This is a genomic window from Sphingomonas sp. BL-S-25, from assembly GCF_055521555.1.
The window spans coordinates 183,339-196,745 of record NZ_CM145486.1 but is presented as its reverse complement, the minus strand read 5'-3'; the positions used below and the strand labels follow the sequence as shown (position 1 = coordinate 196,745).

Below are 13,407 nucleotides of genomic sequence, written 5' to 3'. Positions count from 1 at the left end.
CATCAGGATGCGAGCGTCTCGCCGTCGATCCAGGTCCAGACCGCCTGCGACGCGGAGACCGGCCAGGCTTCGATCACCGGCAGGTCGTAGCTGTGCAGTTCGGCGATGCGATCGCGCAGCCGGGTCGCCAGCTGCATCGTCGTCTTGAACAGCACGGGCGCTTCCTCGCCGCGCTGGACCTCGCCGTCCCAGCGATAGATCGAGGTGCAGGGCGCAAGGATGTTGGCGCAGGCGGCCAGCCGCTCCCCGACCACCGTGGCGGCGACACGCTCGGCCTCCTCGCGGTCGGCGAAGGTCGACCAGAGCAATGCGATATCGCTCACCGCAGCCGCCCGGCGGCGTGTGCACCCCAGATTGTCGCGACCAGCAACAGCGCGCCGGTCAGCTGGTGGAGCGCCGCGAGGACGATGTTCATTCCGCTCATCACCGTGGCGATGCCGAGCAGGATCTGCAGGCCGAACGCGCTGTGGATTGCGATCGAGGCGCGGCGATCGGTGCCGCGCCTCGATCGCGCCAGCAGCATCAGCGCGACGACGGCGACCCAGGCCCACCAGCGGTGGATGAAGTGGACGATCGTGGGATCGTTGAAGATCGCGAAACCGATGCTCTCTCCGGCAGTCGTCAGGCCGGGAAAGAAACGGCCGTTCATCAGCGGCCATTCGTCGGTGACCAGGCCGGCGTTGAGGCCGGCGACCAGCGCGCCGAACAATAGCTGCACGAACAGGATCGCGACGGTGAGCACGCCGATGACGGTCAGCCGGGCGGGGCGGGCGGCAGGATTGCGATCCAGGTCGCGCAGATCGAGCGCGACCCAGACGATCGCGGCGAGGATCGCCAGCGCCATCAGCAGATGGGTAGCAAGCCGGATATGGCTGACATCGGTCCGCACGCTGAGCCCTGAGGTGACCATCCACCAGCCGACCACACCCTGCATGCCCCCGGCGACGAGCAGCGCGACCAGCTTCCAGCCATAACCGCGCGGGATCGCCTTCTTCACCGCGAACCACAAAAGCGGCAGCGCGAAGGCAACGCCGATCAGCCGGCCGAGCAGGCGGTGGACATATTCCCAGAAGAAGATCGCCTTGAACCCGGCCAGGGTCATGCCCTGGTTGAGCTGCTGATATTCCGGGATGCGCTTGTAATTGTCGAATTCGGCCTGCCACTGGGCATCGGTCAGCGGCGGGATGGTGCCGCTGATCGGCTTCCACTCGGTGATCGACAGGCCCGATTCGGTCAGGCGGGTGATGCCGCCGACCACGACCATCAGCACGATCAGCGCGGCGACCGCGTACAACCAGTTGGCGATGGCGCGGGGACGCGCGCTGGCGGGCAGGGGAGTCGCCTGAAGCATGGCCAGCGATCTACTCCGCCGGGGGGCGGAAAGCTATGCGCGAAAGGGGCTTGCTACCGTCTGGCGGTTGCCGGCGAGATCACCTGTCCGGATTAAACATCGTCACCCCGGCCGCAGTGCCGGGGTCCACCCTTCCTCCGTCCCACCCTCAGGGAGGAGGGCTACGCTTGCCCGGACGAACGGTCGATCCGAGCCCCTAACCTCCGGGATGTGCCTCCCGGTGGATCCCGGCACTACGGCCGGGATGACAGGGTGGCGGCGGAAGGGCGCTCCCTCGATCAGGCGCGCGCTTCGCCTTCGACGGTGGTCTCGTTCCAGCGCAGCGCCTTGAGCACCGTGTCGACGATCTGCTCGGCGTTCAGGCCGGCCTCGTCATATTGTTTTTGCGGCGCGTCCTGGTCCTGGAAGATGTCAGGCAGGCGCATCGTGCGCAGCTTCAGGCCGGCATCGGTCAGGCCCTGGTCGCTGGCCATGGTCAGGACATGCGCGCCCATGCCGCCGACGGCGCCCTCCTCGACCGTGACCGCAACCTCGTGGCTGGTCAGCAGGCGGCGGATCAGTTCCTCGTCGAGCGGCTTGGCGAAGCGAAGGTCGGCGACGGTGGTCGACAGGCCCTTTGCCTCGAGCGCGTCGGCCGCCTTGAGTGCTTCGGCCAGGCGTGTGCCGAGCGACAGGATCGCGACCTTCTTGCCCTCGCGCACGATGCGGCCCTTGCCGATCTCGAGCTGCTGCGGAACCGCGGGCAGTTCGACACCGGTGCCGTTGCCGCGCGGATAGCGCACGGCGATCGGGCCATCGTCATAGAGTGCCGCGGTGTGCGTCATATGGACCAGTTCGGCCTCGTCCGCCGCCGCCATGATCACGAAATTGGGCAGGGTGGCGAGATAGGTGACGTCGAAGCTGCCCGCATGGGTCGCGCCATCGGCACCGACGAGTCCGGCACGGTCGATCGCGAAGCGAACCGGCAGGTTCTGGATCGCGACGTCATGCACCACCTGGTCATAGGCGCGCTGAAGGAAGGTCGAATAGATGGCGCAGAACGGACGCATGCCCTGCGCGGCCAGGCCGGCGGCGAAGGTCACTGCATGCTGTTCGGCGATGCCGACGTCGAAGGTGCGATCCGGAAAGACCTTGCCGAAGCGGTCGAGGCCGGTGCCCGAGGGCATGGCGGCGGTGATCGCGCAGATTCGCGGATCCTTTTCGGCATCCTTGATCAGCTGGTCCGCGAAGACATTCTGATAGGCGGGCGGTCCCGGCGGGGCCTTTGCCTGGGCGCCCGTGATCACGTCGAACTTCTGGACGCCGTGATACTTGTCCGCCGCGGCCTCGGCCGGGGCATAGCCCTTGCCTTTCTTGGTCACGACATGGACCAGGACCGGGCCTTCCTTGGCGTCGCGGACATTCTCCAGCACCGGGATCAGATGCTCGAGATTATGGCCGTCGATCGGGCCGACATAATAGAAACCCAGTTCCTCGAACAACGTGCCGCCGGTCGCCATGCCGCGCGCGAACTCCTCGGCCTTGCCCGCTGCGGCGGTCAGGCGGGGCGAGAGCTTGCGGGTCACGCGCTTGGCCAGGCTGCGCAGGCCGAGATATTCAGACGAGGAGATCAGTCGGGCGAGATAGGCGGACAGGCCGCCGACCGGCGGGGCGATCGACATGTCATTGTCGTTGAGGATCACGACCAGCCGGTTGCCCGCGGCGGCGGCGTTGTTCATCGCCTCATAGGCCATGCCGGCCGACATCGATCCGTCGCCGATCACCGCGATGCCGCGGCCGGGCTTGCCCGACAGCTTGTTGGCGATGGCGAACCCCAGCGCGGCCGAGATCGAGGTCGAGCTGTGCGCCGCCCCGAACGGGTCATACTCGCTCTCGCTGCGCTTGGTGAAGCCCGACAGCCCGCCGCCCTGGCGGAGCGTGCGGATGCGGTCGCGCCGACCCGTCAGGATCTTGTGCGGATAGCATTGGTGACCGACGTCCCAGACCAGACGGTCCTCGGGCGTGTTGAAGACATAGTGAATCGCGGTGGTCAGTTCGACCACGCCCAGACCCGAACCGAGATGGCCCCCGGTGTGGCCGACCGCCGAAATCGTCTCGGCGCGCAGTTCATCTGCGAGCTGTCGCAGGTCGGCAGGTTTCAGCTTGCGGAGATCGTGCGGCGTCTTGACCGTATCGAGCAGGGGCGTTCGAGGAAATTCTGACATCGGCAGGTGATAGACCAGCCTTTGATCCAAGTCGATTATTGTGATTCAGCAGCCATGATGCAGATTTGGTGCAGCCGCCAGGCTCGCCTGCCGTAGCGTCAGTCGCAGTCGGCGCACTTGCCGCGGACCTCGATCACCGGGCGAACCGGCGAGAATCCGGTGTTCTTCGCGGCCGAGCGAACGGTCTTGGTGATCGCGTCGTCATCGATATGCGTGGTCTGGCCACAGCTGTCGCACACCAGGAAGATGCAATCGTGCAGGCAGTCGGGATGCGCATTGGCGACATAGGCGTTGGCGCTTTCCACCCGCCGCGCCAGATTCGCGCCGACGAACAGGTCGAGGATGCGATAGACACTGTTTGCGGCGACACGGCGACCCTCGGCCTTCGATACCGCCTCGGCAATGTCATAGGCGGATGCCGGCTTGTCGAATCCGGCCAGCGCCTCGAACACGCGTTCGCGCATGCTGGTCCATTGCTCGCCGGACTTCTCCAGCGTGGTCTGGGCTGCGCGCGTCAGGTCATTGCCCGCGTGCTCGTGATGATCGTGGATGGCCATGACATCAATTTAGGCGCGCGGGGACGCCCTCGCAAGCGGATCAGTAGGTGGCGCGGCGGTTGAGGTCGTGGCCGAGAGCGACGAAGGAAATGCCGACCAGCGTCCACAGGATCTCGTCCCCGCCATGCGGCATGCTGAGCGCGCCCGCCATGACGCCGATGCCGAAGGCGCCGACCGCTGCCGGCATCATATAGCCATGGGTGACGATCCCGCGCCCCAGCGCGATGATGCCGAAAAGGATCGCGAGAACCAGGCCGATCTCATGGATCGCCGGATGCACCAGCGAACCCGCGGCCGAAAACAGTGCAAACAGGATCGTCGTGCCGACGCAGTGCGCCAGACACAGCCCGCTGAGCCCGATCGCGATACGATCGAGTCGACCATCCAGTCCGCTCCAGACGCGTGACAGGGGGAGAGTCGTCGCCATGAATCGCGATATAGACCGGCCGGCATGAAGTTACAACATAACATCGCAGCCGAAATGACGCGATGCTGGCCGCCGGTCAGCCCAGCCAGCCATGGCGGGCGGCCCAGGCCATGAACAGCTCCGGCCAGGCGGCGACCGGCTTGCCCGCCGCCAGGCGAAGGCCGAAGCCATGGCCGCCCTCCTCGAACAGGTGCATGTCGGTCGGGATACCGGCCGCGCGAAGCGCCGCGCGCATCCTGAGGGTGAAGTCGACCGGCAGGGTCGCATCATCCTCGGCGTGGCAGAGGAAGCAGGGCGGGGTGTCGGCGGTGACCTGGGCATCCAGCATCTGCCAGTCGGTGCCGCTGCTGGCATAGACGCCGGAGGTCGCGACGCCCTTCGCCAGGAAGGGGTCCATGGCGATCGCCGGGTAGAGCGGCGCCGCGACCAGCGGTCTGGCGTCGAGCGAATCGGCAGCATCGACCGGCGTGTAGGTCCTGACCGCATGCCGGGTGGCAAGGTCGCCGCACAGATGGCCGCCGGCGGAATAGCCGAGCGCGGCGACGCGTTTCGGGTCGATCTTCCACTCGGCTGCGCGGTGGCGGATCAGCCGCATCGCCCGCTGCGCATCGGCGAGCGCGACGTTGCGCGGATCGGCCCAGCCCTGATCGGGCAGGCGGTAGAAACAGACAAAGGCGGTGACCCCGCGCGCGGCCAGCCAGGCGGCGAGCTCATAGCCTTCCTTGTCGATCACCACCCGGTGATAGGCTCCGCCCGGGGTGATGAGCAGCGCTGCGCCATTGGGATTGGCGGCCGGGAAGACGTCGAGGCGCGGCGTGCGGACCCTGACCATTGCCCGGTCGCGGATCGCCGGGTCCTTGCTCCGTTCCAGCACCTCGTCGCGCAGCGACGGGTCGGTGAGCCCGGGCGCCTCGCCGGGCCAGAGCTTCACGCTGAATGCGGGCTCGGGAAAGGGGGCATGGGCGGGCGCGCCCGCGTTGGCGGGATGCGGGAGGAGTGGCGCGGTGAGCGCGGCTCCGAGCAGCGTGCGTCGGTCGACCGGTGTCATCTTGGCATCCTGCGTCGCCGGGGGCGTCAGGGCAATGGGGCGGAACAGGGCGGAGGTGCGACGAAACCCGCAGCGGAGAGGACCGGAAGTGGGTGGGCTGGCGTTATCGCAGCCCGGTGCCCATCTGTGCGGCACCCTTTGCATGATGACCGTCGCAGGAGGACGAGCATGAAGATCCTGATGGTGCTGACCAGCCACGACCAGCTGGGCGATACCGGCAAGAAGACCGGCTTCTGGCTGGAGGAATTTGCCGCGCCCTATTACACCTTTCTCGACGCCGGCGCCGAGATCGTCGTCGCCTCGCCCGAGGGCGGGCAGCCGCCGCTCGATCCCAAGAGCGATGCGCCCGATGCCCAGACCGAGATGACCGAGCGGTTCAAGGCGGATGCTGACGCGCAGGCAGTGCTGGCCAACACGGTCCGGCTCGATTCGGTGCGGCAGGAGGATTTCGACACGGTCTTCTATCCCGGCGGCCACGGCCCGCTCTGGGACCTGGCCGAAAGCCCGGTGTCGATCGCGCTGCTGGAAAGCTTCGACCGCGCCGGCAAGCCAATCGGGCTGGTGTGCCACGCACCGGGCGTGCTGCGCCACGTCAAGGCGGCCAATGGCGACCCCTATGTGAAGGGGCGCACGGTCACCGGCTTCACCAATAGCGAGGAAGCGGCGGTCCAGCTGACCGACGTCGTGCCGTTCCTGATCGAGGACGAGTTCACCGCCCAGGGTGCCGATTATCGCAAGGGACCCGACTGGGGCGAATTCGTGGTGACCGATGGCAAGCTGGTCACCGGTCAGAATCCGGGCAGCAGCGAGGCCGCGGCGCGCACGCTGATGACCAAGCTGGCCTGATCCGGCGAGGTTGGCCGGATGCTGCTCTAGGGTACAGCATCCGGCCTGCCCCCTAGGGGCAACTCTTATGGACGGCAGTTCCGCCGCCTTAGCGGTTCATCCCGAACCGAGATAATGCGACTGGGCCGCCTCGGTTGCGCTGACCGCGAGCAAGGTGCGGGCCTCCGACGCCGAGCGCGGGCGGGCGCCGCCGCGATCCGACGAGGCATCGAGCACGCGGTCGAGCAGCACCTGGCCTTCTTCCCACCAGCCGATCCCGCTGGCGGCGTTCAAATGGCCCTGCGGCCCGGCATCGACGAAATGGCTGCCCCAGTCGCGTGACAGTGCGCGGGCGCGGTCGATCGAGATCCAGGGATCGTCGGTGCTGGCCACCAGGATCGAGGGGAAGGGGAGCGCCTTGCGTGGGGTCGGACGAAAGGCGGCGAGCTCTGGCGCGTCGCTGCGCTCGACATCGGCCGGGGCGACCAGCAGCGCGCCGACCACCGGATAGCCGAAGGGCTGGTTGGTCAGTTCCGCCCACCAGGCGACCGCCAGGCAGCCCAGCGAATGCGCCGCAAGCACCACCGGCGCCTGGGCATTGCGGATCGCCTGGTCCAGCTTCGTCACCCAGGCATTGCGATGCGGCGTGTTCCACATGCCGAGTTCCACCCGGCTGGTATCGGGACGCGATTGTTCCCACAGGGTCTGCCAGTGCGACGGGCCCGAACCGCCCAGGCCCGGAACCGTGAGGATCAGCGGCGAACCGCTTTCGATCGGGGTAAAGATGGACATATCCGTTCTCCGTGTGGAGGGGCTTGGCCGGTAGGATTGAAGTAATTCCCACTCGATCGATAGGCAATAGCCCTGCGACGAAACGCAGAGCCGGTGCGCCGGACCGATGCGCCTGTCCTTCGCTCAATGCGAACCCTTGTTTTTCAACTCCTTGCCGACCCATTGGCCTGCCTCGAACCGATAGTCGTACAGCTGCCAGGGCGAGCCCGAAGCCACCGCTTCCTTGCGGAATGCGACCATCATCCGGTCGCCGTCGCTGCGGATGGTGATCGCGCCATAGACATTGACCAGGCGGCGGAACCGTTCATTGAAGAAGTCGGTCAGTCGCTGCCGCGCGACCTTGCGCTCGGCCGGGGTCGCGGCGTCGCGTTCGGCATCGAGCAGTTCGGCCTGCTTCGCGACTTCGGCGGCGCTCAGCTTGCGGCTTTCGGGAGTGGAGCGCAGGATCTCGGTACACAGGATCAGCGGCCGGGCGCCGCGCCCCTTCTTGCCGAGCAGCCCGAGGATCTCGGGCCGGGGATGGACATGGCTTTCCTCGTCGCCCGAGGAGACGACGAAGGCGAAGGGGTGGACCGCATCGAGAAACTCGTCGGTCACGTCCGCCGATCCGTGATGACAGCATTTGAGCAGGTCGGCGGCCAGCCGTCCGCGCGCCTGCTGGACGGCATCGCCCAGCGGCGCGCCGGGGGCGATGCCGCCATAGTGGCGCAGCAGCCGATCCTCCGCCGGGCGATTGAGATCGCCGCCGAAGATCACGCGCAGGTTGCCATGCTGGAGCTTCAGGATGACCGAATGGCCGTTTTTCGTCTTCCCGACATCATAGCCGCCATCGCCGGGCGCCGCGCCGAAGGTCGGGAGCGCGGGTGCGCCGCCCGGGCCCGCCTCCGGCACCGGCGCCAGGATCTCGATCGATGCGTCGGTGGCGCCGGGGGCGAAGCCGGGCAGATAGGTGCGGCCATCCGCGCCCATATCTCCCGTGCCGACCGCGGCCATGCGGACATCGGCGAAGCGGGCGGGCGACTGGAGTGCGGTCCAGAGCAGCTTGGGATAGCGTTTCGAGCCGCGCGTCGCCGGATCGGACAGGAAGGTTTCCAGCCCGGCGCGATCCGGGAACAGCTGAATGCAATAGCCGGACTGGCGCGGACCCAGCACATCGTCGCGCGCGGTCGAGACCCGTTCGACCAGGCCGTTGTGATAGACGGTGTCGAAGCGAATCCGGGAATCGTCGAACAGCGGCTGGAAACCCTGATAATGATCGCTGTCGGGATGGGTGATCACCGCTGCGGCGAAATTGGCGCTCGCGCCGGTGTAGCGGAACTTCCACTTCAGGAAGCGGTGCATGTTGGCACCTTCACCGGCATCGACGATGATCGTGCGCTGGCGGTTGCCGTCGGGCACGCTGACGATGCAGCCATCGCCCTGGCCGACGTCTAGGAAGATCATCTCCAGCAGCGCCTCGTCCTGGCACCGGGCCCGCTCGATCCGGTAGTGCTGGACACCGACGCGGTTGGTGCGGGCGTCGAAGCTCTTCCAGTTGACGATGTAATGCGCGGCGCTTGCGGGGTCGGGATCGACGTCGAGCCAGTCGCCCCAGATGAGATATTTCGCCTTGAGCCCCGATGCCGGATCGGCCGGTGAAATCTTGCCGCTGAAGTCCTTGAAATAGACGCGCATGCTGTGCCCCCGTGACAGTCAATGATCGGCGCGACCCGGGGTGTGGGCGGGTGATAGCATCACATCGTTGCAGATACGAGATTTCAGCTACGAGACTTCAGCTACGAGACTTGGGGGTCGATGATTGCGCCGTCCGCCCGATCCGCTACAGCGCGGCGATGGCCAAGCAGCGTGCAGACCAGATGCTCGTCGATCGCGGGCTCGTCGAAAGCCGGACCCGGGCGCAGGCACTGATCATGGCCGGGCTGGTGTTCGCCGGCGACCGCAAGATCGAGAAGGCGGGCCAAATCCTGGCCGAGGATGTCGCGATCGAGGTACGCGGGCGCGACCATCCCTGGGTCTCGCGCGGCGGGATCAAGCTGGCGCATGCGCTGGATCATTTCGGCTGGGACGTGACCGGCGCGGTGGCGATCGATGTCGGCTCGTCGACCGGCGGCTTTACCGACGTCCTGCTGACCAGGGGCGCGGCGAAGGTCTATGCGGTCGATTCGGGGACCAACCAGCTCGCCTGGAAACTGCGCCAGGACCAGAGGGTGATCGTCCACGAACAGACCAGTGCGCGGATCCTTACGCAGGCGCACATCCCCGAGCCGATCGACCTGGTGGTGTGCGACGCGAGCTTCATCGGGCTGGCCAAGGTGCTCGACGTGCCGCTGGGCTTCACCCGGCCGGGCGCCCGGTTGATGGCGTTGATCAAGCCGCAGTTCGAGGCGGGCCGCGAGGAAGTTGGCAAGGGCGGGGTGGTGCGCGACCCCGAGGTTCATGCCCGCGTCTGTCGCGAAGTCTCCGACTGGGTCACATCGAAAGGCTGGCGGGTCGAGGGGGTCGTCGAGAGCCCGATCACCGGGCCCGAGGGTAATGTCGAATATCTGATCGCAGCGCACCGGGATGCGGACTAACCGCCGGCGGCATGCGGCATGCGGCATCCCGCATCGGGACGTCGGATTGGTCTTTGCCGAACGCCGATCGTCTATATTAGGGAGCGCGCACGGCGGGGGCCGGCACGTACAGGGTTGTGAGCGGGGAGTGGGACATGGGCGAGATCGCATCCAGGGGGCAGTTGCGCCTGGCCTATTTGCGATGGGCGATGGTGACGGTGCCGCTGATCCTGCTGCTGGGGTTCGTCTCGGCCCGGCTCTATCCCGCCGGGGCGCAGAATAGCTGGTATGCGGCGCTGACCAAGCCGGCCGCGACCCCGCCCGACATCGTCTTCCCGATCGCCTGGACGACGATCTATATCCTTGCCGGCCTCGCGGTGGCGATGATCCTGAACGCGCGCAGTGCCCCGCGGCGTGTCCCGGCGCTGACCCTCTTCGTGGTCCAGATGCTCGTCAATCTCGCCTGGTCGCCGCTCTTCTTCGGGCTGCATCAGGTCAAGGCGGCCTTCATCCTGCTGTGCGTGCTGGCAGTGCTGGTGGTCGGCTGCATTGCCCTGTTCGCGCGCATCCGCGTCGGCGCGGCATTGTTGATGCTGCCCTATCTGGCGTGGCTCTGCTATGCGGGCTTCGTCTTGTACCAGATCGACCGGCTCAATCCGAATGCACAGGCACTTGTGCCATCGGGCGCGAGTGACCAGATCATCATCAACTGAATTCAACCGATTGGGATCATCATGCAGACCGACAACCGCCTTTTCGACGATTTCGTCAAGTTCGTGAACGGCGCCGCCGGCACCGTCGCGGGCATGGCGCGCGAGGGCAGCGAGGCAGCGCGCGAGCGCACCCGCGAATGGCTGGGCGGGCTCGACTTCGTCAGCCGCGAGGAATTCGAGGCGACGAAGGCGATGGCCGCCGCCGCCCGTGACGAAGCCGAAATCCTCAAGGCCCGCATCACCGCGCTCGAGGCGCAGCTGGCCGGCAACACCCCTGCAACGCCGAAGGCCGCCGATTGAGTTTGCACCGATTGTCCACAGTTTTTCGACAGGGTTCCGCACGCTGCGCTTGTGCCGCCAAGGGGCGGCCGGTTAATCCCCTCCCTGCGTTTCGGGGGTGGAGGTTGTGATGCTCGACGAGGCCGAGTTCGACCGGGAAGACGCCGCGCCGATCGATATGCTCGAGAATTATTATGCCGCGCATGGCTGGAGCCATGAGCGGGAGGACGACGAGATCGTCGCCAAGGTCAAGGGCAGCTGGACCGAGTATGAGCTGCGCGCGATCTGGCGCGAGGACGACGGCGTGCTCCAGTTCCTTGCCTTCCCGGACATCCGGGTGGCGGAGGAGCGCCGCGCGGCGGTCTATGAGACGATGGGGCTGGTCAACGAGCAGCTCTGGATCGGCCATTTCGAATTATGGTCGGCCAGCGGCATCCTGTTGTACCGCCATGCCGCGGTGCTGGACGGCGACGAGCCGAGCCTGTCGTTGTCGCGTGCCGAATTGCTGGTCGAAAGCGCGATCGACGAGTGCGAGCGCTTCTATCCGGTGTTCCAGTTCGTCCTGTGGGGCGGCAAGAGCCCGGCCGAGGCGATCGCGTCGTCGCTGATCGATACCCAGGGCGAGGCGTGAGCCGGCCCGCGGGCACCGGCATCTGGCTGGTCGGATGCGGCAATATGGGCGGCGCGATGCTGCGCGGCTGGATCGCCAGCGGTGTGCCCGCGGGGTCGATCACCGTCATCGACCCGCAGCAGCCCGAGGCGCCTGACGGCGTCGCGGTGGCCGCAGCCATCCCCGATGGAGCGCCCGACATCCTCGTGCTGGCGGTCAAGCCACAGCTGCTGGAGCCGGTCGCGCGTCAGTTCGCCGATGCCGGCGTGTCCGTCCGCCTGCTGATCTCGGTGCTTGCCGGGGTCGAGGAAGCGGTGCTGGCGCAGGCGTTCGACGCGGGGCGCGTCGTGCGGGCGATGCCCAATCTGCCGGGCAGCATCGGGCAGGGCGTCGTCGCGATGCACGCTGCCGATGCCGATCCTGCGGCGCGTGCCGAGATCGAGGCGCTGATGCGCCCGCTCGGCCTGGCCGAATGGATCGAGGACGAGGGGCTGTTCCACGCGGTCACCGCGCTGTCCGGCTCCGGCCCGGGCTTCGTCTATCGCTTCATCGAGGCGCTGGCCGGGGCAGGGGAGGCGCTGGGCCTGCCGGCCGATCAGGCGCAGCGCTTCGCCATCGCAACGGTCGAGGGATCTTCGGCGCTTGCCCATAGCAGCGGCGAGGCGCCGGGCGTGCTGGCCGATCGCGTCGCCAGCCCGGGCGGCACGACCCGCGCCGGCCTCGACGTGCTCGACGATGGCGACGCGATGAAGCGGCTGGTCCACGACACGCTGTCGGCCGCAGCACGGCGCAGCGCCGAACTCTCCGAAATCGCACGCAAATAACGCGGAACGCGAAGCGCGCGGGCGTGTTGTTGGCTCCGATCCCCATTTCAGGACGGAGTCGAAACATGACCACGGCCACCGAAACCCGTGACAAGAACGGCCGGTTCACCGGCAGCAAGAAGGATGGCAGCGAAACCGGCAACGGTTCGCGCGGGCTGGGCGCACTTGCGGGCGCAGTCGCCGGCGGCGCCGCGCTCGGCGTGCTCGCGATGCTCGGCCGCAAGGCGATCGTCCAGGCGCCCAGCGCGCTGGCCGGCGACTGGGTCGATGCGCTGGTGCTTGAGCACAAGGCGGTGATGAAGCTGTTCGACGCGATGGAAGCGACCGACCAGAATGCCACCACGCGCCGCTCGGTGCTGCTCGCCCAGATGAAGCATGCGCTGATGAAGCATGCGATCGAGGAAGAGAATGTGATCTATCCGGCGCTGCGCGACGCCGGCAAGCAGGCCGAGGCCGACGAGCTCAACAAGGAGCACGGCTATGTGAAACAGTATCTCTATGAGCTGGAGAACATGCCGAACGCCTCGCCCGAATGGCTGCAGACCGTGCGCAAGTTCCGCGCCGACATCGAGGCGCATGTGAAGGAGGAGGAAACCGATCTCTTCCCGATGCTGCGCGCGACGCTCAGCGAGGAAAAGAACAAGGCGCTGACGATGGCCATGAACAAGGAAGGCTTCAAGGTCGCCTGACCCCGATCGCCCCTCTTCGCCGTGGGAGGGGAGGGGCGTTCGCCTATTTGCCGAGCCTGGCGATCCGGTCGCGCTCGCTCTCGGGCACCAGTCCCTCCAGCACTGCCCAGAAGCCGCCAACCGCTTGACGGTCCGCGCGCGAATAGGCTGCGCTCATCTTCTCGCGCAGTGCCTCGAACAATTCGGCTTCCAGCGCCGCGCCGCTCTCGGTCAGCCGCAACAGCCGCTGGCGGCGATCCTTGTCGCCGGTGCGTGTCTCGACCAGGCCGCGCTCGGTCAGGTCGCCCAGCACCCGGCCCAGCGACTGCTTGGTGATCGCCAGCAGCCCCAGCAATTCGCTGACGGTCAGGTCGGGCTGGCGCGCGATGAAATACAGCGCGCGGTGATGCGCCCGGCCCAGTCCCTGATCGGCCAATCCCGCATCGATCGACCGCGTCAGGTGCGAATAGCCGAAATACAGCAGCTCGACGCCGCGCCGGATCTCGGGCTCGCGCAGGAACAGCGGGGACGCAGGAATTGGGGCAGCCATGTTGACC

The 13,407-nt window shown here is 67.0% G+C and carries 16 protein-coding genes; 7 read left to right on the top strand and 9 right to left on the bottom strand.

The genetic code is table 11. From position 1 onward, the window contains the following. Nucleotides 1–2: 2 nt before the first annotated feature. From cutA to ACZ1H8_RS00910, 6 genes are all read right to left on the bottom strand, one after another. Nucleotides 3–323 (bottom strand): divalent-cation tolerance protein CutA, encoded by a 321-nt coding sequence (gene cutA / locus ACZ1H8_RS00935; protein ID WP_465179529.1) that lies wholly within the window; start codon nucleotides 321–323, stop codon nucleotides 3–5. Then, entirely contained in the window at nucleotides 320–1,351 is a 1,032-nt protein-coding gene (locus ACZ1H8_RS00930) for a COX15/CtaA family protein (RefSeq protein ID WP_465179528.1), read from the bottom strand. Before ACZ1H8_RS00930 ends, cutA begins: the two co-directional genes overlap by 4 nt. A 278-nt stretch (nucleotides 1,352–1,629) precedes the next feature. After that, nucleotides 1,630–3,555 (bottom strand): 1-deoxy-D-xylulose-5-phosphate synthase, encoded by a 1,926-nt coding sequence (gene dxs / locus ACZ1H8_RS00925; protein WP_465179527.1) that lies wholly within the window; start codon nucleotides 3,553–3,555, stop codon nucleotides 1,630–1,632. A gap of 98 nt (nucleotides 3,556–3,653) precedes the next feature. After that, on the bottom strand, nucleotides 3,654–4,112 hold the full coding sequence (locus ACZ1H8_RS00920; protein ID WP_110153512.1) for a Fur family transcriptional regulator: 459 nt from the start codon (nucleotides 4,110–4,112) through the stop codon (nucleotides 3,654–3,656). A 40-nt stretch (nucleotides 4,113–4,152) separates the two neighbouring features. Next, the gene (locus ACZ1H8_RS00915; protein WP_465179526.1) at nucleotides 4,153–4,539 is read right to left on the bottom strand and encodes a MerC domain-containing protein; all 387 of its coding nucleotides are present in this window, start codon (nucleotides 4,537–4,539) and stop codon (nucleotides 4,153–4,155) included. 76 nt (nucleotides 4,540–4,615) lie between these two features. Beyond that, nucleotides 4,616–5,587, bottom strand: a complete 972-nt coding sequence (locus ACZ1H8_RS00910) for an alpha/beta hydrolase (protein WP_465179525.1) — start codon at nucleotides 5,585–5,587, stop codon at nucleotides 4,616–4,618. A 168-nt stretch (nucleotides 5,588–5,755) separates the two neighbouring features. Between ACZ1H8_RS00910 and ACZ1H8_RS00905 the strand changes: the two genes are divergently transcribed. Next, nucleotides 5,756–6,433, top strand: a complete 678-nt coding sequence (locus ACZ1H8_RS00905; RefSeq protein ID WP_465179524.1) for a type 1 glutamine amidotransferase domain-containing protein — start codon at nucleotides 5,756–5,758, stop codon at nucleotides 6,431–6,433. A 96-nt stretch (nucleotides 6,434–6,529) separates the two neighbouring features. Here ACZ1H8_RS00905 and ACZ1H8_RS00900 read toward each other — a convergent pair whose 3' ends face one another. Together ACZ1H8_RS00900 and ACZ1H8_RS00895 are read right to left on the bottom strand one after the other, a co-directional pair. Beyond that, the gene (locus tag ACZ1H8_RS00900; RefSeq protein ID WP_346245694.1) at nucleotides 6,530–7,204 is read right to left on the bottom strand and encodes an RBBP9/YdeN family alpha/beta hydrolase; all 675 of its coding nucleotides are present in this window, start codon (nucleotides 7,202–7,204) and stop codon (nucleotides 6,530–6,532) included. Between the two features lie 123 nt (nucleotides 7,205–7,327). Next, a complete protein-coding gene (locus tag ACZ1H8_RS00895; protein ID WP_465179523.1) occupies nucleotides 7,328–8,878 on the bottom strand; it encodes a ComEC/Rec2 family competence protein in 1,551 nt (516 codons plus the stop codon). 158 nt (nucleotides 8,879–9,036) lie between these two features. On the opposite strand from ACZ1H8_RS00895, the gene ACZ1H8_RS00890 reads away from it, so the two are divergent. From ACZ1H8_RS00890 to ACZ1H8_RS00865, 6 genes are all read left to right on the top strand, one after another. Continuing rightward, nucleotides 9,037–9,777, top strand: a complete 741-nt coding sequence (locus ACZ1H8_RS00890) for a TlyA family RNA methyltransferase (RefSeq protein WP_465179522.1) — start codon at nucleotides 9,037–9,039, stop codon at nucleotides 9,775–9,777. Nucleotides 9,778–9,911: 134 nt separating this feature from the next. Continuing rightward, nucleotides 9,912–10,469, top strand: coding sequence for a TspO/MBR family protein (locus ACZ1H8_RS00885; RefSeq protein WP_465179521.1), 558 nt, complete (start codon nucleotides 9,912–9,914; stop codon nucleotides 10,467–10,469). Between the two features lie 21 nt (nucleotides 10,470–10,490). Beyond that, nucleotides 10,491–10,769 (top strand): accessory factor UbiK family protein, encoded by a 279-nt coding sequence (locus ACZ1H8_RS00880; protein WP_346245697.1) that lies wholly within the window; start codon nucleotides 10,491–10,493, stop codon nucleotides 10,767–10,769. Nucleotides 10,770–10,875: 106 nt separating this feature from the next. Further along, nucleotides 10,876–11,379, top strand: coding sequence for a type III secretion system chaperone family protein (locus ACZ1H8_RS00875; RefSeq protein WP_428835695.1), 504 nt, complete (start codon nucleotides 10,876–10,878; stop codon nucleotides 11,377–11,379). A 44-nt stretch (nucleotides 11,380–11,423) separates the two neighbouring features. Then, nucleotides 11,424–12,182: a pyrroline-5-carboxylate reductase gene (gene proC, locus ACZ1H8_RS00870; protein ID WP_465181309.1), complete on the top strand. Its 759-nt coding sequence runs from the start codon at nucleotides 11,424–11,426 to the stop codon at nucleotides 12,180–12,182. A 65-nt stretch (nucleotides 12,183–12,247) separates the two neighbouring features. Then, complete coding sequence (locus ACZ1H8_RS00865) at nucleotides 12,248–12,871, top strand: hemerythrin domain-containing protein (protein WP_465179520.1); 624 nt, start codon at nucleotides 12,248–12,250, stop codon at nucleotides 12,869–12,871. Nucleotides 12,872–12,914: 43 nt separating this feature from the next. Here ACZ1H8_RS00865 and ACZ1H8_RS00860 read toward each other — a convergent pair whose 3' ends face one another. After that, nucleotides 12,915–13,400 (bottom strand): MarR family winged helix-turn-helix transcriptional regulator, encoded by a 486-nt coding sequence (locus ACZ1H8_RS00860; protein WP_465179519.1) that lies wholly within the window; start codon nucleotides 13,398–13,400, stop codon nucleotides 12,915–12,917. Between the last annotated feature and the right edge of the window lie 7 nt (nucleotides 13,401–13,407).